The sequence below is a fragment of the Amycolatopsis sp. lyj-84 genome (genome assembly GCF_046549075.1).
Taxonomy (GTDB): Bacteria; Actinomycetota; Actinomycetes; order Mycobacteriales; family Pseudonocardiaceae; genus Amycolatopsis.
This window is the reverse complement of record NZ_JAJPWO010000006.1, coordinates 495,308-514,806: the sequence shown is the minus strand read 5'-3', so window position 1 is coordinate 514,806 and position 19,499 is coordinate 495,308. Positions and strand designations below refer to the sequence as shown.

The window sequence follows — 19,499 nt, the reverse complement described above, 5'->3', positions numbered from 1 at the left end:
GCACCGAGAGTCAGCCAGTGCTCGCGGCGACTGGTGTGTCAGTCTGGCTGCCTCCACGCCGATCAAGGTCCGAGGGATTCGCCTACCGCTTGGGGCGGTCGCGTGTAAGTCGAGGGCTGTTCCTCGGTTGGGGCACCATGAGCTCGTGCGAGAGCCGCCACCGTGCTGGCCACCCTTATTCAGTCTCAAATCCGTGGCATTTCCTCGCAAAAGCAAAGGCGAGGTCAGGCGACGTGCCGGCCGTGTGGCACCGGACCGAGATCGGCCACGGCTGACCTGAACGCGCGCCTCCCGGTGCCGTGCGGAGTTGACGTGAGGCGGGTAGGGCCGACGCGATCCGCCGTGCAACCTTCTGGCCGCCCGGCGCATTAGGGGGTGGGAGCCGCCGAGGACAGGAGAGACCGTGCGCGAGCAAGACCGTGACTACGTCGACTACGCGACGACACGGCTGCCTTGGCTGCGTCAGACGGCCTACCTGCTGACCCAGGACTGGCACCGGGCCGACGACGTGGTGCAGACGGCGTTCACGCAGCTGTACCGGCACTGGAAACGAGCCTCGCAGGTGGAGAACCTGGACGGCTACACGCGCACGATCCTGGTGCGCTCGTTCCTGGGCGAGCGACGCCGGTGGGGGTCGAGGGTCCGGCTGATGGCCGAGCCGCCGGACCACGCCGGAGGGGAGCCGGACCACGCCGGTCGCGTAGCGGTGCGGACCGCGCTGGCCACCGTACCGCCGCGGCAACGGGCCACTCTCGTGCTGCGTTTCTACTGCGATCTGAGCGTGGAGCAGGCCGCCGACGTTCTGGGCTGTTCCCCGGGAACCGTCAAAAGTCAAACCGCACGTGGCCTGGACGCGCTGCGGCGCGTGCTGGCCGACACCCCGTCACCGGTCTCGCCGGCCGCGAAGAGGAGCAGTTGATGGACGAGCAGGATGTGCGCACCCTCTTGGACGATCTTGCCCAGGCCCCCGCTCCCCCGTCCCGAGTCGACGTCGTGGGCGCGGTGACCACGGCCCGGCGCGGGCGGAGGATCCGCACGGCGACCTCGGTCGCGGCGTCGGTCCTCGTCGCCGGGCTGGCCACCACCCTGACGTACGCCGTCATCGACCGTTCGCCGCCGCCCACCGGTTCTTCCGCCCCGCCGCCCGCGGCCGCCCCTGCCCCCAGCGCGCCTGCGCGGTTCGACCCGCTGGTGCGCTACGCCTCGTTCGGCTGGCTGCCCGAGCAGGACACGCTGGACTGGCGCACCACGTCGATCAATGGTGAGCGGCTGACGTTGAAGGCGTCGAGGTTCGTTCCGGACCCGGCCAACGGTCCGGGTGCGACCCTCCCCGCGACGCACGTCGAGATGCGCCTCTACGCCGCCGGCGTCGCCCCCTTGACCGAACGGCCGATCGAGACACAGCTTCCCGGCGAGGGCACACGGACGGTGCCCTACGGGCCGGTGACCGGCGCCCCGGCCGTCAACGGCGCCCCGGCGTACTGGGTAGGGGTGCCCGGTGACTCCGGGACACTCATCCTGAAGTGGCGCTACGCCGCCGACGGCTGGGCCGAGTTGTCCGTCTCCCGGCTCAAGGGCGACCCGCGCGAGACCGCCCGCCGCATCGCCGAGGCACTACGCACCGACGGTGCCGAACGACTGCGCTTCCCGTTCAAGCTCACTGGCCTGTCCCCTGAGATCCGGCCGACGGCGAGCGAGATCGAGGAAGGTGGCCTCGCCGGCGCATGGCGCGCCACCCTCGACCTGAACCTCCGCCCCGACGGGCACGGACCGGCCCTGAGCGTGTCCGTCCACCCCGGCACCGACGGCCTCGTGCCCAACACCACCGTCGACGGCCACCCCGCCCGCCGCGACACCTTCGACGGAGACCACCTCGGGACGCCGCAGTACTCAGACCGGCTGTCCGTCTCCGACGTCGACGGCCTCCAGGCCGACCTGTTCATCGACGCCACGTCGGCCGCCGATGCCACCCCGCTGGGACCGGACGGCGTGCTCGGCGTCTACCGCGGCCTTGCCGTCCACGCGGACCGTGCAGGCTGGACCAGCCAACCTCTCGTGCGCTGAACCATCGGCTCCAGCCGAGCGCCGACGAGGGCGGACCGAGAGTGTGGCCGGCCCTGCTCCCTCGGTGCCCGTTACGGGCCCGCTACCGTGACTCGGGTGGAGTTCGTCGTGATCTTCGGACCGCCCGCCGTCGGCAAGATGACCGTCGGCGAGAAGCTGTGCGAACTCACCGGGTTCAAGCTGTTCCACAACCACATGGCCGTCGAGCCGGTGCTCGGGATCTTCCCCTTCGGCTCGCCGCCGTTCGGCAGGCTCGTCAACGAGTTCCGTCGCCGCGTCATCGAGGAGGCGGCCGACGCGGGTCTGGCCGGCCTCGTGTACACGAACGTCTGGGGCCTGGACCTGCCCGAGGACGCCGAGCTCATCGGCTCGTACGTCGACATCGTCCGGTCACGCGGCGGGCGGACGCGGTTCGTCGAGCTGTACGCGGATCTCGACGAGCGGCTCAGGCGCAATTCCACCGAGCTCCGCCTCGATCGCAAGCCCAGCAAGCGTGATCTCGAGTTCTCGCACGCCAACCTTCTCGAACTCGACCGCGACTATGTCATGAACACCGGCGAAACCCGCCGGGTCCACGCCCAGGGCTTGATCGAGCAGCACGATCACCTGCGTATCGACAACACTCACTTGAGCCCGGCCGAGGTCGCGGCCCTAATCCTGCGAGAGATGCCGCAGTGACCGGGTCGTGCTCGTGCCGAGGACCCGCGAGGCCATCCATGCCAGCGCGTCGGCCGTGCGCGCGGGAGTGTCCGACGGCTGCATGATGTGGCTCAGCACCGTCCGGACCACGACGTCGATCGCGACGTCGAGCTGTTCGGCGTCCAGCGGCGGGCCGTAGTCGCGCACGCGGCCGCGCAGCATGATCGTCGCTTCGCCCAGCAGGCTGCCTGCTCGGACGGTCAGCAGCGGCAGCAACTCGGTGTCGGCGCCGTGCGTGGCCGAGACGATGGCACGCAGCAGGAGGTTGTCGTCGGCGAGTTCGAGGACGCCTCGGACGGCGTCGTGGATCGCCTCGACGAGGTCGTCGGGATGCCGCTCGAAGGCGTCTCGCACGACCGAAAGGAACCGCGCTAGCTCGTGCGAGATCATCGCTTCGGCCAGCTGGGTCTTCGAGCCGAGTTCGTTGTAGACGGTCTGACGGCTGACGCCGACGATCTCCGCGAGTTTGCTCATCGTCACCGAGGCCCAGCCGGAACGCACGGTCAGCTCGATCGCCGACGCGACGATCGGCTGCCGGTACGGGCCACCCGTGGCCGCGGCTGAGGGTGCCTCGCTCATGATCGTCATTCTAAGCTGTGCCTTTCGAAGCGCGCGTGTCCTCACCCCAGTCGCCGACCTCACTTCGATTGACACCTTCTAAGCCGCCGTTCCAGCGGCGAACGCCAGCGCCTCGGCCCACGGCGTCCGCCCGGCGACGTGGCGGCGGTACTTCATGATCTCGCGCGGCCGGTCGACGGTCAGCGCGCCGACGATCCGGTCCCCGCGCCGGTACAGCGCGGTGAACCCGCCGGAAGCCGGGACGGCGGTCACCACTTCGTCCGCGCGCGGGGTGCCGACGAACTGGATCCGGTGGTCGTACCAGTCCGACCAGAAGTACGGCACCGGCGCCAGCGCACGCGCCGACTCAGGCGAGAGCGCGTGACGGGCGGCCGCGGCTCCCTGTTCCGCGGCGTTCGTCCAGTGTTCGAGCCGCATCAAGTCGCCGTCGAACAGCGGGTTCTCGGCGTGCGCGACGTCCCCGGCGGCGTACACGCCGGGCACGCCGGTCGCGAGCGTGGCATCGCACACCACACCACCGTCGAGCTCGTGCAGCGGGACCCCGCTCCCGGCCAGCCAGCCGGTGGCCGGGACGACGCCGATGCCGGCGACCACCAGGTCCGCGGGCAGCACCTCGCCGGTCGCGAGCCGGACGCCGGTCACCGCGCCGTTGTCGGTTTCCAGGCCGGTGACCTTCGTGGACAGCCGCAGCTCCGTGCCCGCCTCCCGGTGCAGCGAGGCGCACATCGCACCGGCTTCGGCCCCGACGGATCGGGTGAGCGGGACGTCGAGCGCCTCGACGATCGTCGACGGCAGCCCCCGTTTCCGGGCCGCGGCGGCGACTTCCGAGCCGATGAAACCCGCCCCGATCACGACCGTGCGGGCCCCGCGGTCGAGCGCGGCCCGGACGGCGAGGGCGTCCTCGGCGGTCCTCAGGGTGTGGACCCCGGCGATTCCCTCGCTCCCGGGCAGCCGCCGCGCGGTGGCGCCGGTCGCGATCACCAGCGCGTCATAGGGCACGGTCCAGCCGTCCACCGCCACCTCGCGCGCGGTGGTGTCGAGACCGTCCGCGGCCGCGCCGAGCACCAGTTCGACGCCGAGTTCGTCGCGCAGGGCGGACACGCTGTGGAACGGATCGATCCGCCCGGGGCCTTCCGCGTCGAGGAATGCCTTCGACAGCGGAAGCCGGTCGTACGGCGGGTGATCTTCCGCGCCGATCAGTACGATCCGCCCGCGGTACCCGTCCCGGCGCGCCGCCTCCACCGCGCGCAGTCCGGCCAGCGAGGCTCCCACGACGACCAGTGTCATGGTCAGTCCCGCAGTTTCAAGGCCAGCACCGGGCACGCGTCGACGGCGGCCGTCAGATCCTGCCGGTGTTCCTCGCCGGGCCGCTCGTCGAGCACCATGACCGTGCCGTCGTCACCGACCTCGAAGAAGTCGGGCGCCATCGCCTCGCACATGCCCAGCCCGTCGCATTTCGCGCGGTCCGCCTCGATCTTCATCATGCTCCGACCCTTCCCGGTGCCACGAAATCGACCTTCTCCCGCACCCCGCAGTCCGGGCAGCACCACGAATCCGGGATCGCCGACCACGGGGTTCCGGCGGGGAAACCCTCACGCGGGTCGCCGAGTTTCTCGTCGTAGACGTAGCCACAGCCCGGGCACATCCCGCCTTCGGTCGCGTCGCCGTGTGTGTCGGTGACGACCAGGGACGGCGCGGTGACGCGGGTTCCGTAGCGCGCCAGGATCTTGCCCCGCTTCGACGGCTGGATGTTGGCGCGCGAGATGTCGCCGTCGAAATGCGCGAGCACCCGCGGATCCATCACGCGGCGCCAGACCGGCGGGAACAGCGCCAGCACGATCATCCCCGCGTAGCCCGTCGGCAGGACGGGCGATTCCGCGAAATCGCGCAAGGTCTGGTAGCGGCGGGTCGGGTTGGCGTGGTGATCGCTGTGCCGCTGCAGGTGGTAGAGCAGGACGTTGGTGGCGATGTTGTTGGAATTCCAGCTGTGGCTGGGATCCACCCGTTCGTAGCGCCGGCGGTTCGGCGGGCCGACCTTCTGCCGCCGCATCCCGTAGTGCTCCATGTAGTTCACGACTTCCAGCAGCGAGAACCCGATCACCGCCTGGATCACCAGGTACGGCAGGATTCCCGGTCCCAGCCACACGGTCAGCGCCGCCCACAGCACCGCCGACATCAGCCAGGCGTTGAGCACGTCGTTGCCGATCCGGAACGGATGCCGGTCACGCCGGGCGTACCGCTTGCGCTCCAGGCCCCACGCGGATTTCAGCGAGCCGAACACCGTGCGCGGCCAGAACCGGTAGAAGCTCTCCCCCACCCGGCTGCTGGCCGGGTCCTCCGGGGTCGCCACCCGGACGTGGTGGCCGCGGTTGTGCTCGATGTAGAAGTGACCGTAAAAGCTCTGTGCCAGCGCGATCTTCGACAGCCAGCGCTCGTGACTTTCTTTCTTGTGCCCGAGTTCGTGCGCGGTGTTGATGCCGATACCGCCGATGCAGCCGATCGAGATCGCCAGGCCGATCTTGTCCACAACGGACAGATCGCCGCGGGAGATCAGCCAGAACGCGGCCACGAAACCCGCGTACTGGATGGGCAGGAACGCGAAGGTGATCCAGCGGTAGTAGCGGTCCTTCTCCAGCCGTTCGATGACGTCGTCCGGCGGGTTGTCGCGGTCCAGCCCGGCGATCAGGTCGATCAGCGGCACGACCACCAGGATCACGATCGGCCCGATCCAGAACCACACGCCCCATCCGGTGGCCGCGTACAGCCCGATGGCGAGGAACGCGAGCGAGGGGACCACCAGGCCGATCAGCCACAGGTATCGCTTGCGGTCGGTCCACCGTTCGGTCGAGCCCTCCGGGATCGTGCCCGTCATCTCGCTCATCGCACCCTCCTCCGTTGGCTGGGTTTACAAAACTGTAGGTGATGTACACCCGGTTTGACAAGTCGTCACTATTTGTAAACCCGCCGTTGCTTCATTTCGTGAGAGTTTGGCGATATCTTGTATTTGTTAGGAAACTTACTTAACTTGTGACGACACGCCGCGATCCACTTCGTCCGCCCCGAAGGAGCGCGAATGCCCCGATCACCTCGCCGGATCCGCCCCGCTGCCGTGGCCACCGTCGCCGCGGTCCTGCTGGTCCTGCCCGCCACCACCGCCACCGCGAGCACCGCCGCGAACAGCCCTTGGCCAGGCGGTTCCGCCGTCATGAACGTCGACGATTCGGACGTCCTCGGCGGCAACATGAGCGGCTTGTCCTTCCAAGGCGCCGACGTCCTGTGGGCGGTGAAGAACGGCCCCGGCACGCTGTACCGCCTCGTGCGCAACGGCACGACGTGGCGACCGGACACGGCCAACGGCTGGTCGTCCGGCAAGGCCCTGCGCTACCGCAACGGCAAGGGCGATCCCGACGCCGAGGCCGTCGTGGCCACCCCGGACGGCGTGGTCACGGCCACCGAGCGCGACGGCGACAACAGCAAGAAGAGCGCGCTGAAGGTGCTTCGGTACGACGTCTCCGGAGCGGCCAAGACCCTCACCGCCAAGGCCGAATGGGATCTGACGGCGGACCTGCCGAAGGTCTCGGCCAACGATGGCCTCGAAGCCGTCTCGTGGATCCCGGACAGCGCCCTCACCGCGAAGGGGTTCGTCGACGAGCGCACGAAGGCGCCGTACAACCCGGCCACCTACCCCGGTCACGGCACCGGCCTCTACCTCGTCGGTCTCGAGAGCAACGGGATGATCTACGCCTACGCCCTCGACCAGGCGGGCGGGAAGTACACCCGCGTCGCGAGTTTCGCGAGCGGCCTCGACTCGATCATGGAACTCGAGTACGAAGCTTCGAACGGCAAGCTCTGGGCGGTCTGCGACGACAACTGCAGCGGGAACTCGACCACGCTCTCGGTCGGCCCGCAGGGCAAGTTCGCCGTGACCGACACCTTCAACCGGCCGAGCGCGATGCCGAACTACAACAACGAAGGCTTCGCCATCTCGCCGACCTGCGAACGCGGGGGCAAGCAGGTGGTCTGGGCCGACGACGGGAACGAAGGGGGCCACGCGCTCCGCGCCGGCAGCCTTTACTGCGGCGCCTGAATCCGGCCGCGTTTCCGGCGCGGATCCCCGGGTCCGCGCCGGAACTCCTGCATCGATTCCAGCATTCGTCCCGCCCCGCTCCTGAACTAGTTTGTCGGCATGAAATTCGCCTCCCTCGCCATTCTTCCGGCTTTGACCATCCCGCTCTTCCTCCCTTCGACAGCGTCGGCGGGCGACGGCTGGGAATCCATCGGAACCGGGATGACCTCCGGCGCCAGCGGTGTCGCCGTCCTCGACAAGGACGGCGATCGGGTCGACGCGCTCGTGCTGCGGGACAACAAGAAACCCGGAGAGAACCGGGCCGCCTGGGTGCGTCTCGACCACGGCCGGGTGTCCAAGGTGGACCCGATCGACTGGCCGGGCGAACTCCCCGTCGACCTGGAAGCGGCCGAAGCGGTACCAGGAAAGGCCGGTGAATTCATCGCGCTGGCCAGCGGCGGCAAGGGCTTTCATTTCAAGCTGAACGACCGGCGCTTGAAAGTGCTCGGCACCTTCCAGGTACCGAAGGGCGACCCGGAAGACAATTACGAGAGTTTCGCGCTGAAAAAGGTGAATGACCGCTTGTTCGCGGTCTGGGCGGATCGCGGCCAGGACGCCCGCCCGGCCACGCTCTACTCGGCGGAGTTCTCGGCCTCGAAGCTGGTCTTCAAGAACCCGAAGTCGGTCCCGTTCCGCGTCGCCTACCCCACCACCGACGTCCGGCACGCCTCCGACGTCGAGATCACCGCGGACGGCCGCGTCCTGATCTCGGCCGCCTCCGATCCCGGCGACGACGGCCCGTTCGATTCGGCCGTGTACGCGGCGGGTGTGCTCCGTGCCGACGGTTCGATCGCCCTCTCCCCCGTTCCGGTGAGGATCGGCGAGTTCCCCGGTCACAAGATCGAGGCCATGACGTGCCTCTCGCGCTCGTGCGGCAGTCTGCTCTACGGGACAGACGACGAAGCCGCGGGCGGTAGTCTGCGGATCGCGACCAGGAACGACCCGGAGGACCAGTGATCAGCGAAGACCTGCGCGAGCGGCGCCACAAGATCATCGAAGAGCACATGGACACCGAGGTGACCCAGGAGTTCGACCGCACGCTGGGCACCTTCAACGGCCATCCGCACTACGAGATCATGGCGACCGGGCAGATCTTCGACGGCGACGAGGAGGTCATGGGGTACTACCGCATGACCCGCACGGCGTTCCCGGACCAGCGGCACGAGAACGTCCGCTACCACTTCGCCGACGAGTCGGTCATCGTCGAGTTCGACCTGCTCGGCACCAACCTCGGCGAGTTCTACGGCCGTCCGCCCACCGGCAAGGCGTTCCGCGTCCCGATCATCGCGGTGTTCTTCTTCGACGGGGACCGGATCACCAACGAGCGCGTCTACTTCGACGCCGCCAGCCTGATCACCCAGGCCGGGCACGCCGAACTGCTGACCTTGCTGGCGTCGGGTGACGTCTGACCGGCGGCCGGTGATCATCGGCCGATCGGCCGATGTGGACGGCCGGGGCACGCGGCGAGGCTGACGAAGTCCCGCCGTCGAGCCTTGGAGAACCGCCCATGCCCCGCAACCGGGTCGCGATCGTGCTGCTCGCGACGACGATGGCCGCGCTGGCGGCGCCGGCGCTCGCCTCGGCGTCACCCGCACCGCTGGAGTGGAAACTCTGCAAGGACGTGGCCGGAGGCTGGGAGCCCGCGGACGACCAGCGCACCGAATGCGCGATGGTGACCGTCCCGGTCGACTACGCGAAACCGGACGGCCGGAAGATCGACATCGCGGTCTCGAGGCGGAAGGCGACCGATCCCGCCCGGCGGCGAGGTGTCGTCCTGCTGAATCCCGGCGGCCCCGGCCAGTCCGGGATCCACGAGCCGAGGTGGCTCACCGACAGCAAGGCGGCCGGGATCGGCGCCGACCACGACCTGATCGGGTTCGATCCGCGCGGTGTCGACTACAGCGCCGACGTCGCCTGCCCGTCGCTTCCCGGTGACGACGCCGAGCCGCCGTCCTCCTTGCCGGACAAGGAAAAAGCCAGGTTCGTCTTCGAACGGGACGCGAAGGTGAACCAGCGTTGTGTCGCGGGCGATCCCGAGTTCGTCCGCAACCTGACCACCGAGAACGTCGCGCGCGACATGGACCGGATCCGGGAAGCCCTGGGGGAGGCGAAGATCGGCTTCTACGGTGTCTCCTGGGGAACCGCGCTCGGTGCCGCCTACCGCACCGGATTCGACTCCCGGGTGGACCGGATGCTGCTGGACTCGGTCATGGCACCGACCCTCGACGTCGGCGCGATGGACGACGCGATGATCGCGGCGGGCGAGATCACGGCCCGGGAGTTCGCCGGCTGGATCGCCCGCTACGACGCCGTCTACCACTTCGGGCGCACCCAGCCCGCGGTGCTCGACGCGCTGCTGAAGCTCCGTGACGTGCACGGCGAGACCGTGACGAACTACCTCGCCGGTCCGCGCCGCGACTGGGCGAACTCCGCCAAGGCGCTCGCCGCCCTGCGTGACGGCACCGCGCCCGCGGCCGGACCCGCGGCCGAGCGCGGTGCCGGATTCGGCTGGGACGCGAAACCGAACGGCGCCAACACCTTCCAGCAGACGGCGATCCTCTGCAATGCCTCCGAAGGTCCTCGCGACTTCGAGACGATCTGGCAACGGCGGCTCGACCGGATCCGCGCGTACCCGGCCGTCGCCTCCCCCGGGTTCTGGGACGGCCGGTGCGCGGGCTGGCCGTTGCCGGTCCAGCCGTGGAACTTCGCCGGAGGAACGAGTCCGCTGCAACTCGTCGGGCACGTCTACGAACCGGTGACACCGATCGGCTGGGCACTGGCCATGCGCGAGCGGATCGGCGGAGCCCTGCTCACCGTCGAGGACGATCACCACGGTTCGCTGTCCTCGCTCCCCTGTGCGAGCAAGGCCGTCGAGTTCTTCTCCACCGGCACGGCGGGCAACGGGTCCTGCGCCGGAGCGCCGATCCCGCCGCCGTCCGGCCGTTGATCAGCGGATCACCTGGCTTCGGCCAAGGGTGGGATGACACAACAGGCTCCGGTGAAGCAGCCGAAGGTGTCCACCCTCGCCTTGTTGGTCCAGTTGTCGAAGCGGTCGATCACGAGGTCGACCCCACTGCCCGCCTTCGCGGTGTCGATCCCGAAGCCGGTCAAAAGAAGACGGAGGTTTTCGGAGGTTTCGTTCTTCATGGGACTCGCTCCAGGCGTTCAGTGTTTCGTCGGCAGCGAAATCTTCCGTCACCAAGGCCTTCGCATCCAGAGCCATCCGTCATTCCGGCGTCGTGCTTTTCGACTACGCCGAACGCGCCACGGTGGTTCACACCATCGGGCTCACCCTCGCTCAGCCCTCGATGCGCGAAAGGCCGAACGCGGTGAGGAAGCCCGCGACCGTGATCAGCCCGGTCCACAGATGCGCGTCGTCGAAGGCCTCCGGGATCATCGTGTCGGCGATCATGGCGAGGATCGCGCCGCCCGCGAGCGCGGTGATCACGGCCAGGACGGTGCCGGACGCGCCGCCGAGAACGCCGTAGCCGAATAGTGCCGCCACGCCGCTGATCACGGCGATCCCGCTCCAGAGCGTGAAGACATAGCGCGGGCTCCGGCCAGCCCGTTTCATCCCGGCGGCGCTGGACAGTCCTTCCGGGACATTGCTGATGAACACGGCCGCCACGGTCACGACGCTGACACTCCCGCCGCCGAGCAGGCTGGTGCCGATCACCATCGATTCGGGGACGCCGTCCAGCAGGGCGCCGAGCGCGATGGCCGTGCCGGAGCCCGCCTGCTCCTTCTCGGACGTCTGCTGGTCGCCCGAACGTTTGCGATGACGGGCGCCCCGCCGGGCGAGTGCGATGTTGGCGAGGGTGTAGATCAGCGAACCGCCCAGAGCACCGAGCGCGGTCGGCAGGAAGCCGCCCTTTTCGTGCGCCTCGGCGATCAGTTCGAACGAGACGGCGGAGATCAGCACGCCGCTGCCGAAGGCCATCACGCTCGCCACGGCCTTGCCCGGGATCCGGACCAGGAAACCGACCATCGCCCCGAGCAGCAACGCCGACCCGGCCAGCAGGCCCCAGCCGCCCGCCGCCAGCAGCTCCCCCACGTCCGTCTCCCTTCGTCCGGCGGAAACACAGCGGGCCGGCCGCGAAACGCGGCCGGCCCGGTGTCAAGCCAGGTTCAGGCTCGGATCATGCCACGTCGTACCGGTCGAGGTTCATGACCTTGTCCCACGCCGCCACGAAGTCGCGGACGAACTTCTCCTTGGCGTCGTCGCTGGCGTAGACCTCCGCCACCGCGCGAAGCTCGGAGTTCGAACCGAACACGAGGTCGGCACGGGTACCGGTCCACTTGACCTCGCCGGTCGCGAGGTCGCGGCCTTCGAAGGTCTCCGCGTCACCGGACGCGGCGGTCCACTGAACGCCCATGTCGAGCAGGTTCGCGAAGAAGTCGTTGGTCAGCGACCCCGGCTTCTCCGTGAGCACGCCGTGCTTCGACTCCTGGGTGTTGGCGCCGAGCACACGCAGGCCGCCGACGAGGACGGTCAGCTCGGGCGCGCTCAGGTCCAGCAGGTTCGCGCGGTCGATGAGCAGGTACTCCGTCGGGAGACGGTGGCCCTTGCCGCGGTGGTTGCGGAAGCCGTCGATGGTCGGCTCCAGCGCGGCGAACGACTCGACGTCGGTCTGCTCCTGCGTCGCGTCGGTGCGGCCGGGGGTGAACGGCACCGTGACGTCGTGACCGCCGTCCTTGGCGGCCTTCTCGACGGCCGCGACACCGCCGAGCACGATCAGGTCGGCCAGCGAGACCTTCTTGCCGCCGGTCTGGGCGCCGTTGAACGCCTCCTGGACGCCTTCCAGCGTCCGCAGCACCTGGGCCAGCGTCTGCGGGTCGTTGACCTCCCAGTCGCGCTGCGGCTCGAGGCGGATGCGGGCACCGTTGGCGCCACCGCGCTTGTCGCTCGCGCGGAAGGTCGAAGCCGACGCCCACGCGGTGGAAACCAGCTGCGAGACCGACAGGCCCGAAGCGAGCAGCTTCTCCTTGAGGGAGGCGATGTCCGCGTCGTCGATCAGTTCGTGGTCGACGGCGGGCACCGGGTCCTGCCAGATCAGCGTCTCCTGCGGCACCAGCGGGCCGAGGTAGCGCTGGATCGGGCCCATGTCGCGGTGGGTCAGCTTGTACCAGGCGCGGGCGAAGGCGTCCGCGAACTGGTCCGGGTTGTCCAGGAAACGACGCGAGATCTGCTCGTAGACCGGGTCGACCCGCAGCGACAGGTCGGTGGTGAGCATCGTCGGCGGGCGCGTGAGCTCGCCGGACTCGGGGTCGGGCACGGTGTTCGCGCCGGCGCCGTCCTTCGGCTGCCACTGGTGGGCACCGGCGGGGCTCTTGGTCAGCTCCCACTCGTAGCCGAAGAGGTTCTGGAAGAAGCCGTGGCTCCACTGGGTCGGCGTGGAGGTCCAGGTGGTTTCGAGACCACTGGTGATGGCGTCGCGGCCCTTGCCGCTGCCGAAGGAGTTCTTCCAGCCGAGGCCCTGTTCCTCGATCGAAGCGCCCTCGGGCTCGGCACCGACGTGCTCGTCGGGGTTCGCCGCACCGTGCGCCTTGCCGAAGGTGTGGCCGCCCGCGATCAGCGCGACGGTCTCCTCGTCGTTCATCGCCATACGACGGAAGGTCTCGCGGATGTCGCGGGCCGCGGCCAGCGGGTCCGGGTTGCCGTTCGGGCCTTCCGGGTTCACGTAGATGAGACCCATCTGCACGGCGGCCAGCGGGCCCTCGAGCTCGCGGTCACCGGTGTAACGCTCGTCGCCGAGCCACGTGCGCTCGGGACCCCAGTACACGTCCTCGTCCGGCTCCCAGACGTCGGCGCGGCCACCGGCGAAGCCGAAGGTCTTGAAGCCCATGGTCTCCAGGGCGCGGTTGCCGGTGAAGATCATCAGGTCGGCCCACGAGATCTTGCGGCCGTACTTCTTCTTGACCGGCCACAGCAGACGGCGGGCCTTGTCCAGGTTGCCGTTGTCCGGCCAGCTGTTGAGCGGGGCGAAGCGCTGCATGCCCGCGCCCGCGCCACCGCGGCCGTCCTCGATGCGGTACGTGCCCGCGCTGTGCCACGCCATGCGGATCATGAGGCCGCCGTAGTGGCCGAAGTCCGCGGGCCACCAGTCCTGCGAAGTGGTGAGGACGGCGTCGACGTCCTTGGCGAGTTCGTCGAGGTCGACGGTCTTGAACTCGGCGGCGTAGTCGAACCCGGCGTCCATCGGGTCGGAAGCCGCGGTGTGCTTCCGGAGGATCTTCAGGTTGAGCTGATTCGGCCACCAGTCACGGTTTCCCGCGCCTTCGGTGGGGTGGTTGCGGCGCCCCGCCGAGACGGGGCAGCCGCCCGCGCTCTCTTCGTTCATCTCGCCGACGACGGCGTCCGGGCTGTCAGACACGGGAATCCTTCCGGGAATTCAGAGCTTGCAGGGCTCAGGAACGGGGTTCGATCGCGCGGGTTTCGATAGCACAGTCGGGACACAGGCCCCAGTAGATGACCTCGGCCTCTTCGATCACGAAGCCGTGGTCGTCCGACGCGCTCAAGCAGGGTGCGGGACCGACGGCGCAGTCGACGTCGGCGATGACACCACATGATCGACACACGACGTGGTGGTGGTTGTCCCCGACACGGGACTCATAGCGTGCTACGGATCCGGACGGCTGGATTCGCCGGACGAGACCCGCGGCGGTCAGTGCCCGCAACACGTCGTAAATGGCCTGGTGAGAGACCTCACCGAGCTCCGCGCGCACGACACCGATGATCGAGTCGGTGTCGGCGTGCGGATGGTCGCGTACCGCTGTCAGCACGGCCACCCGAGGGCGCGTCACGCGCAGGGAGGCCCCGCGCAGCATCCGCTCGAACTCCGGGGTCGTGGGCACGGGCGCAGTCTGACCCATTTTCTGGAATGAATCAAGTTCGCGGATCCCGGGCGTGTCCCGAGCTTCCCCGCCGAGCCCCGTTCGGGCACGATGATCGGACAGGCCCGCCCCGCAAGCCTGTCGAGACCCCGCCCGCGCCCATCAAGGGTGCTTGCCCCCTCAGACGTCCTCTCCGTTGCTTTTGTTACATAACCTATTCGAAGAATTAGCATCGATGACAGAATTTCGCCGCGACAGTATTCCATCGATCGGTTCGCACTATTCACGAAGAGGCTGGTCAGGCGGTAATCTGATCAGGTATCACTGGTCTGGACCTGCCACGACACGACGCCACGAAAGTGCGAAATTCGGACGAAACTTCCTCCCGTGGCAAGGAATCCTTCCTGCCGGCGGGCACTTCGGTTACACAACAACCGAAAGAGGATCGTCGATGCACCTGTCCGAGTGAGATCACCCCAGCGGAGCGTCGCCGCGATGGCTCTCGGCAAGAACTCACAACCTTTGCCAGCAGGGGCAAATTCATGTTCTCGCTGCTCCGGCAGGTACTCGACATGGCGCCACAGCCCGGCTCTTCCCGTGGTAGCGTCTGCGCCCTGTTCATTTCGATCCAGCTCCGGCGATTGCCAATCCAGCCAAGGAATAGACATGCCTGAACACGGTGCCGGCACGGTCATCGCGGTGGACGGACCGGCGGCCGCGGGCAAGACCACCACCTGTTTGGCGCTGGCGCGAACCTTCGGCCTCCGTTATCTCGAGAGCGGCCGGACCTATCGCATCATCGCCTTCGAAGCCCTTCAGCGTGAAATCCCCGTGGACGACGCCCGGGAGATCACCTGGCTCTGTGACCGGCTGATCTTGGAGAGCCGCTCGGCTGGCCTGCTGACGTCCGAGCGCTACGCGTCGGACAAGCTGCGTGAGACCCCGGTCAATGTCGCCGTGTCGGCCGTCGCCAAGATCGCGGATGTCCGCCGACGGGTCACCAGCCTCATCAGGCTGTGGGCCGAAAGTCAGACACAGTGCGTCATCGAGGGACGCGACATCGGCACCACCATCTTCCCTGCGGCGTTGGTGAAGTTCTACTTGACCGCTTCACCCGAGGTCCGGGCGATGCGTCGAGTGCGCCAGGAACGGGCGGGCACTTACGAGAACGTGCTCAAGGACGTGATTCGCCGAGACGACGCCGATATGAACCGGACCGTGTCTCCACTCGTAGCGGCCGAGGACGCGATCAGGATCGACACGACGAATCTCACGATCGAGCAGGTGATGAGCCGAATGTCCACGGCGTGTCGCGATCGAGGGTTAGAGGTCATTCGATCGTGAGAGTACGCTCTGCTTTGTCTGCGACGAAGCTAAGTTGACCACTGGTATGACTTCAAGTGATCGATCAATGACAAGGGGTATCAATGATAGAGCCGGCGATGGGAAGCGAAGCCGAGCCGCCCACCGGCAAATGCCTCTTCTGCCAGATTCATGATCCCGACGTCAATGAGCTGATGTTCGAAGGCGAAGAAGTCTACGTCCGCTGGGACAACTACCCCGCCGCCAAGGGTCATGCCGAAGTCGTCCCGAAAAGACACGTTGAGTCCTACTTCGAACTGACGCCGAGCGAGTACGCCGAAGTCTATGTCCTGATCAAGCGGGCGAAGCAGCGACTCGAAGACGAACTCCAGCCTGACGGCTACACCATCGGGGTGAACGAAGGACGAGCCGCGGGCCGGACGGTCGATCACCTCCACCTCCACCTGATCCCCCGTTACGACGGCGACGTCGAGGATCCTCGTGGCGGCATTCGTCACGTCCTTCCCGGGACGAGCCCCGATGAGTGGCTTTCCTAGGTTTCGCCACTCGTAGGCGAATGGGCGACCCACGACATCAGGCCTTCACCGCCTCGACGACGAACCACGTGCCCCTGCCACTCGGCGAGACGCGAACCGATCCGAAGCCGGCAGCGACCAGTTCCTCGACCACGGCGTCGGGACTGCGCAACGAAAACCACCGCGGGGACGACATCCGATCGTCGTGTACCCAGCCTTCGCCCGTCCCGGCCTTGAGACTGATCCCGGCAACACCTCCAGGCGCGAGAACTCGATGAATCTCGGCGAAGGTGGCGAGATGCGTCACACTCGGCAAATGCAGCACGCTCGCACAGGCCCAGACACCATCGAACACCCCGGCCGCCAGGGGTAAGGCCACGAGATCGCACTGCACCGCGCCGAAGACCGCGCATCTGCCCCGGGTGTGGCGCAGCATCTCCCCGCTGACGTCGCTCGCCACCACGACCGCACCTCGTTCGATCAAGTACTCGGTGTCGCGTCCGGCCCCGCAACCGACGTCCAGCACCAAATTTCCGGGCAGGGCCTCGAAGAACCGATCCAGTTCGCGATCGAGGCCGGGAAACTTGTCGAGGGTGCCGGTGGTCCGGATGTAGCTCGCGGCGCTCTCGTCGTAAGTGCGGCGTGTCCTCGACACGAGTGCGCGCAACTCCTCGTCGGTCAGGTGCATTCGAAGTCCTCGCGGCCGATGGCCATGCCCAGATTGGTCATCTCCTCGAACAGTTCCCTCTCGTTGAGCACGCTGTAACCACCGCTGCTGTCGACGCTGACGCACCCCACGAATTTGTTGCGCCCGCTCCTGATCGGTGTGACGAAGAGCGCGGTTCGATGGTTGAAATCCTTGAACTCGTCCCACGTCAGGTTCATCACCGTCTCAGCCCCGTGCCGATCCACATGGTCGTCGAACTTCGCCTCGCTATCGAGGCTTTCGACCAACGCTTTGACGTCGATCGACACTTCGCGATCGAGTTGCCAGCACAGCCCCACCGCCCCGACGCCGCGTGTCGGAGAGAACGCCCGAGTCGCCGGGTAGGACGACATCCGATAGGAGGAGAGTCGCTTCAGCACACCGTGCACCGGATGCCGTAGCGTTCGCCTTCTACGCCACACGTGCAGGGCCAGGTCTCCCGTGTCCAAGTGAGGATCGATTTCCGCACTGATCTCGAGCAGTCTGCCGAAGGTGGACAGGACCCGGCGTCGCATCATCACGTTCCGGTCCACGAACGAGCGCCGCCGCCAGCTCTCGAAAGGCGTGAAGGCGCCGAAAACCCCTGCCACCACGAGGAAAGTCAGAAGCAGGTACGGCCGACCGTTCAGGACGTCGTCCCAGAAGGTCTTGGAGGGCACGTTGTAGGCCTTGCCCGCCAGGAACAAGGTCGCCGACAGCAGAATCGTCTTGTCCGCGGTCTTGGCCGTCAGCCGGCTCATGCCTTTCCGTCGGCCTGGTGCCGCCAGGCCTTACCGGGCAACGCCGTACGAGTGCCGCCCCCGCCGATCAGGACCACCTCTCGTTCCTCGGTGACGACTCCGATCCGGTGAAAGTCCAGCGATTCGGCAAGGTCGTCAACCTGGCGGGCGGGCACCGTGAAAACGAGTTCGAAGTCGACCGAGTCCCCCATGACCAGGCTCAGTGGCTCCACACCCACGTGGGCTGCCACGGCGGCGACCGCCTTGGGAACGGGGATCGCCCGCTGCTCGACGGCGATCCCGACACCGCTCAGCTCGGCGATGCTCAGCAAGGTGGCCTTCAACCCGTCCGAAGTGTCCTGGCAGCTCGTGACCATTCCACTGGCGCCGAGCGCGACTCCCTCGTCGATCCTCGCCACCGGCCGCTTCCAGTTGGCAAGCAGCGACGGAAGCAGACTGTCGATGACCAGGTCCGGAGTGTCCCCTCGCAGATAGGCCATCGCGGCCCCGGCGGGTCCGGTCGGAGCGGTGAGGCACACGATGTCGCCGGGTTTCGCCCCGGACCTCAGCAACGCGCCACCCGCCCGGCACACCCCCAGCGCCGACGCCGAGAGGATCAGGCGTTCCGCTCCGCCGATGTCACCGCCGACATTGAGACAGCCGAAGGCGGCACACGCGTCACGGATGCCCTTCATGACGAAACCGAACAGGGCATCGTCCATATCGGCGGGATACCGGACGACCGAAAGCAGGCCGATCGGTTTCGCGCCCATCGCCGCGATGTCGCTCAGATTCGCCGCCACCAGGAAGTATCCGAGGTCGTATTCGTCGAGGTGTCCCATCTCGTACAACCTGAACTTCGGACCGCGGACGTAGTCGCTACCCACCACGAGGTCCTGACTCCCCGCCAGCCGGAAGACGGCGCAGTCGTCCTGCGCGTCGGCGCCCGTGGTCAAGTTCACCCTGCCGCCATCCGGGGACGAGACCGGAACGAACTCTTCCGCCTGGCTCGCGAACAGCGGAACGATCGTCTCGGCCAGACGAGTCGGTTCGTCCGAGAATTTCTCACTCACCACGGGCCGTCCCCACATCGACGGTCTCCCCGAGCTTTCCCGGCCAGTTCCCCACCTTACGCATGGTTTCGCGGAGATCCGCTTTCCGCATCACCACCGCGTAATCCCATTCCGGGTCTTCGATCGCCAATACCGCACCGACGACCGAACGCAGATACTGTCTTTTCTGATCTCCGGTGGGCCGATAGACCCGGCATTCGTCTCGGTACACACGAAGGAAATAGGCGGAGGAAGGCCATGGTGGCAGCGCGAGTTCATCGAAAGAACCCAGATCCCGATAGGTGAGGGCGTCTCCGATCAGGAGATCGTCCACGAGGTCGCCGTCGACGGGGAGAAAGTGCAGATGCGCGTGTGTTATGCAGGCGTGGCTGTCCTGGCCGACGCTCGACCCGTGCTCCAAGATCAACGGCTCACCGAAGGTCTTCCGATACAGGGGAACGAAGTCGGCGAGAAAATCTCGCACCTCCGCGTCGTGGAGTGAAAGTACCTGAGCGAACGACAGGTAGTGATTCGACGGAAGCAACAGGAGATGACCGAGGACGAGCGGTGACATATCAGCCAACAGTGTCAGGTTTTCCGTTGAACATATTAGGCGGGACGGTGGATCACCTTCGTAGAATCGGGTGAAGGAGGTGTCGTGGGAGCCTGAGAGCTCTTCGCAGAAATCCGCACCCGCGCACTGCATGGTTTCGATCACGTCTCCCCCTGCCGCTCGTCCTGGCCATCGTCGATCAGGGCACCTGGATTTTTGCGCACCGATATGGCCAACCTGAACGGTCATTGGGGAGATTAACTCGAACGTCGCAACCTGAGCATCGATTTGTGATGGCGTCGTTTGGACAAATGCAGGACACATCGTGA

General features: G+C 67.3%; 21 protein-coding genes. 9 read left to right on the top strand and 12 right to left on the bottom strand.

What is annotated here, in order from left to right; genetic code table 11:
• Positions 1-403 precede the first annotated feature (403 nt).
• The 3 genes from ACLJRM_RS21410 (at position 404) to ACLJRM_RS21400 (ending at position 2,742) form a co-directional block, all read left to right on the top strand.
• Entirely contained in the window at positions 404-919 is a 516-nt protein-coding gene (locus tag ACLJRM_RS21410) for a SigE family RNA polymerase sigma factor (RefSeq protein ID WP_101608186.1), read from the top strand.
• On the top strand, positions 919-2,064 hold the full coding sequence (locus ACLJRM_RS21405) for a hypothetical protein (protein ID WP_410664084.1): 1,146 nt from the start codon (positions 919-921) through the stop codon (positions 2,062-2,064). The genes ACLJRM_RS21410 and ACLJRM_RS21405 overlap by 1 nt, the downstream gene beginning before the upstream one ends.
• 96 nt (positions 2,065-2,160) lie before the next feature.
• Positions 2,161-2,742, top strand: a complete 582-nt coding sequence (locus ACLJRM_RS21400; protein WP_101608188.1) for an AAA family ATPase — start codon at positions 2,161-2,163, stop codon at positions 2,740-2,742.
• On the opposite strand, the gene ACLJRM_RS21395 is transcribed toward ACLJRM_RS21400, so the two are convergent.
• The 4 genes from ACLJRM_RS21395 to ACLJRM_RS21380 all read right to left on the bottom strand — a co-directional run bounded on the left by ACLJRM_RS21395 (position 2,716) and on the right by ACLJRM_RS21380 (position 6,223).
• On the bottom strand, positions 2,716-3,351 hold the full coding sequence (locus ACLJRM_RS21395; protein WP_101608189.1) for a TetR family transcriptional regulator: 636 nt from the start codon (positions 3,349-3,351) through the stop codon (positions 2,716-2,718). The two genes, ACLJRM_RS21400 and ACLJRM_RS21395, sit on opposite strands and share 27 nt — an antisense overlap.
• A gap of 69 nt (positions 3,352-3,420) precedes the next feature.
• On the bottom strand, positions 3,421-4,629 hold the full coding sequence (locus tag ACLJRM_RS21390) for an NAD(P)/FAD-dependent oxidoreductase (RefSeq protein ID WP_410664083.1): 1,209 nt from the start codon (positions 4,627-4,629) through the stop codon (positions 3,421-3,423).
• Positions 4,630-4,631: 2 nt separating this feature from the next.
• A complete protein-coding gene (locus ACLJRM_RS21385) occupies positions 4,632-4,826 on the bottom strand; it encodes a ferredoxin (RefSeq protein WP_101608191.1) in 195 nt (64 codons plus the stop codon).
• The gene (locus tag ACLJRM_RS21380) at positions 4,823-6,223 is read right to left on the bottom strand and encodes a fatty acid desaturase (RefSeq protein ID WP_410664082.1); all 1,401 of its coding nucleotides are present in this window, start codon (positions 6,221-6,223) and stop codon (positions 4,823-4,825) included. Before ACLJRM_RS21380 ends, ACLJRM_RS21385 begins: the two co-directional genes overlap by 4 nt.
• A gap of 192 nt (positions 6,224-6,415) precedes the next feature.
• Between ACLJRM_RS21380 and ACLJRM_RS21375 the strand changes: the two genes are divergently transcribed.
• From ACLJRM_RS21375 to ACLJRM_RS21360, 4 genes are all read left to right on the top strand, one after another.
• Positions 6,416-7,429 (top strand): hypothetical protein, encoded by a 1,014-nt coding sequence (locus ACLJRM_RS21375; protein WP_410664081.1) that lies wholly within the window; start codon positions 6,416-6,418, stop codon positions 7,427-7,429.
• A 99-nt stretch (positions 7,430-7,528) separates the two neighbouring features.
• On the top strand, positions 7,529-8,425 hold the full coding sequence (locus ACLJRM_RS21370; protein ID WP_410664080.1) for a hypothetical protein: 897 nt from the start codon (positions 7,529-7,531) through the stop codon (positions 8,423-8,425).
• Positions 8,422-8,877 carry an ester cyclase gene (locus tag ACLJRM_RS21365; RefSeq protein WP_101608195.1) on the top strand — a complete coding sequence of 152 codons (456 nt, stop codon included), beginning with the start codon at positions 8,422-8,424 and terminating at the stop codon, positions 8,875-8,877. Before ACLJRM_RS21370 ends, ACLJRM_RS21365 begins: the two co-directional genes overlap by 4 nt.
• Before the next feature lie 98 nt (positions 8,878-8,975).
• Positions 8,976-10,415, top strand: a complete 1,440-nt coding sequence (locus ACLJRM_RS21360; RefSeq protein ID WP_410664079.1) for an alpha/beta fold hydrolase — start codon at positions 8,976-8,978, stop codon at positions 10,413-10,415.
• Between the two features lie 8 nt (positions 10,416-10,423).
• On the opposite strand, the gene ACLJRM_RS21355 is transcribed toward ACLJRM_RS21360, so the two are convergent.
• The 4 genes from ACLJRM_RS21355 to ACLJRM_RS21340 form a co-directional block, all read right to left on the bottom strand.
• Positions 10,424-10,615, bottom strand: coding sequence for a hypothetical protein (locus tag ACLJRM_RS21355; RefSeq protein WP_410664078.1), 192 nt, complete (start codon positions 10,613-10,615; stop codon positions 10,424-10,426).
• 151 nt (positions 10,616-10,766) lie between these two features.
• On the bottom strand, positions 10,767-11,522 hold the full coding sequence (locus ACLJRM_RS21350) for a ZIP family metal transporter (protein WP_410664077.1): 756 nt from the start codon (positions 11,520-11,522) through the stop codon (positions 10,767-10,769).
• An 85-nt stretch (positions 11,523-11,607) separates the two neighbouring features.
• Positions 11,608-13,842 carry a catalase/peroxidase HPI gene (katG, locus tag ACLJRM_RS21345; protein WP_101608199.1) on the bottom strand — a complete coding sequence of 745 codons (2,235 nt, stop codon included), beginning with the start codon at positions 13,840-13,842 and terminating at the stop codon, positions 11,608-11,610.
• 34 nt (positions 13,843-13,876) lie between these two features.
• Entirely contained in the window at positions 13,877-14,323 is a 447-nt protein-coding gene (locus tag ACLJRM_RS21340; RefSeq protein ID WP_101608200.1) for a Fur family transcriptional regulator, read from the bottom strand.
• A gap of 678 nt (positions 14,324-15,001) precedes the next feature.
• Here ACLJRM_RS21340 and cmk point away from each other — a divergent pair.
• Both cmk and ACLJRM_RS21330 read left to right on the top strand, forming a co-directional pair.
• A complete protein-coding gene (cmk, locus tag ACLJRM_RS21335) occupies positions 15,002-15,646 on the top strand; it encodes a (d)CMP kinase (RefSeq protein ID WP_410664076.1) in 645 nt (214 codons plus the stop codon).
• A 98-nt stretch (positions 15,647-15,744) separates the two neighbouring features.
• Positions 15,745-16,161: an HIT family protein gene (locus ACLJRM_RS21330; RefSeq protein ID WP_410664075.1), complete on the top strand. Its 417-nt coding sequence runs from the start codon at positions 15,745-15,747 to the stop codon at positions 16,159-16,161.
• 37 nt (positions 16,162-16,198) lie between these two features.
• On the opposite strand, the gene ACLJRM_RS21325 is transcribed toward ACLJRM_RS21330, so the two are convergent.
• Genes ACLJRM_RS21325 through ACLJRM_RS21310 form a run of 4 tightly spaced genes read right to left on the bottom strand, consistent with a single transcriptional unit; the run spans position 16,199 to position 19,335 of the window.
• Positions 16,199-16,828 carry a class I SAM-dependent methyltransferase gene (locus ACLJRM_RS21325; protein WP_410664074.1) on the bottom strand — a complete coding sequence of 210 codons (630 nt, stop codon included), beginning with the start codon at positions 16,826-16,828 and terminating at the stop codon, positions 16,199-16,201.
• Positions 16,819-17,586: a hypothetical protein gene (locus ACLJRM_RS21320; protein ID WP_410664073.1), complete on the bottom strand. Its 768-nt coding sequence runs from the start codon at positions 17,584-17,586 to the stop codon at positions 16,819-16,821. Before ACLJRM_RS21320 ends, ACLJRM_RS21325 begins: the two co-directional genes overlap by 10 nt.
• Positions 17,583-18,638 (bottom strand): thiamine-phosphate kinase, encoded by a 1,056-nt coding sequence (gene thiL, locus ACLJRM_RS21315; RefSeq protein ID WP_410664072.1) that lies wholly within the window; start codon positions 18,636-18,638, stop codon positions 17,583-17,585. The genes ACLJRM_RS21320 and thiL overlap by 4 nt, the downstream gene beginning before the upstream one ends.
• On the bottom strand, positions 18,631-19,335 hold the full coding sequence (locus tag ACLJRM_RS21310) for an HIT domain-containing protein (protein WP_146044327.1): 705 nt from the start codon (positions 19,333-19,335) through the stop codon (positions 18,631-18,633). Before ACLJRM_RS21310 ends, thiL begins: the two co-directional genes overlap by 8 nt.
• Between the last annotated feature and the right edge of the window lie 164 nt (positions 19,336-19,499).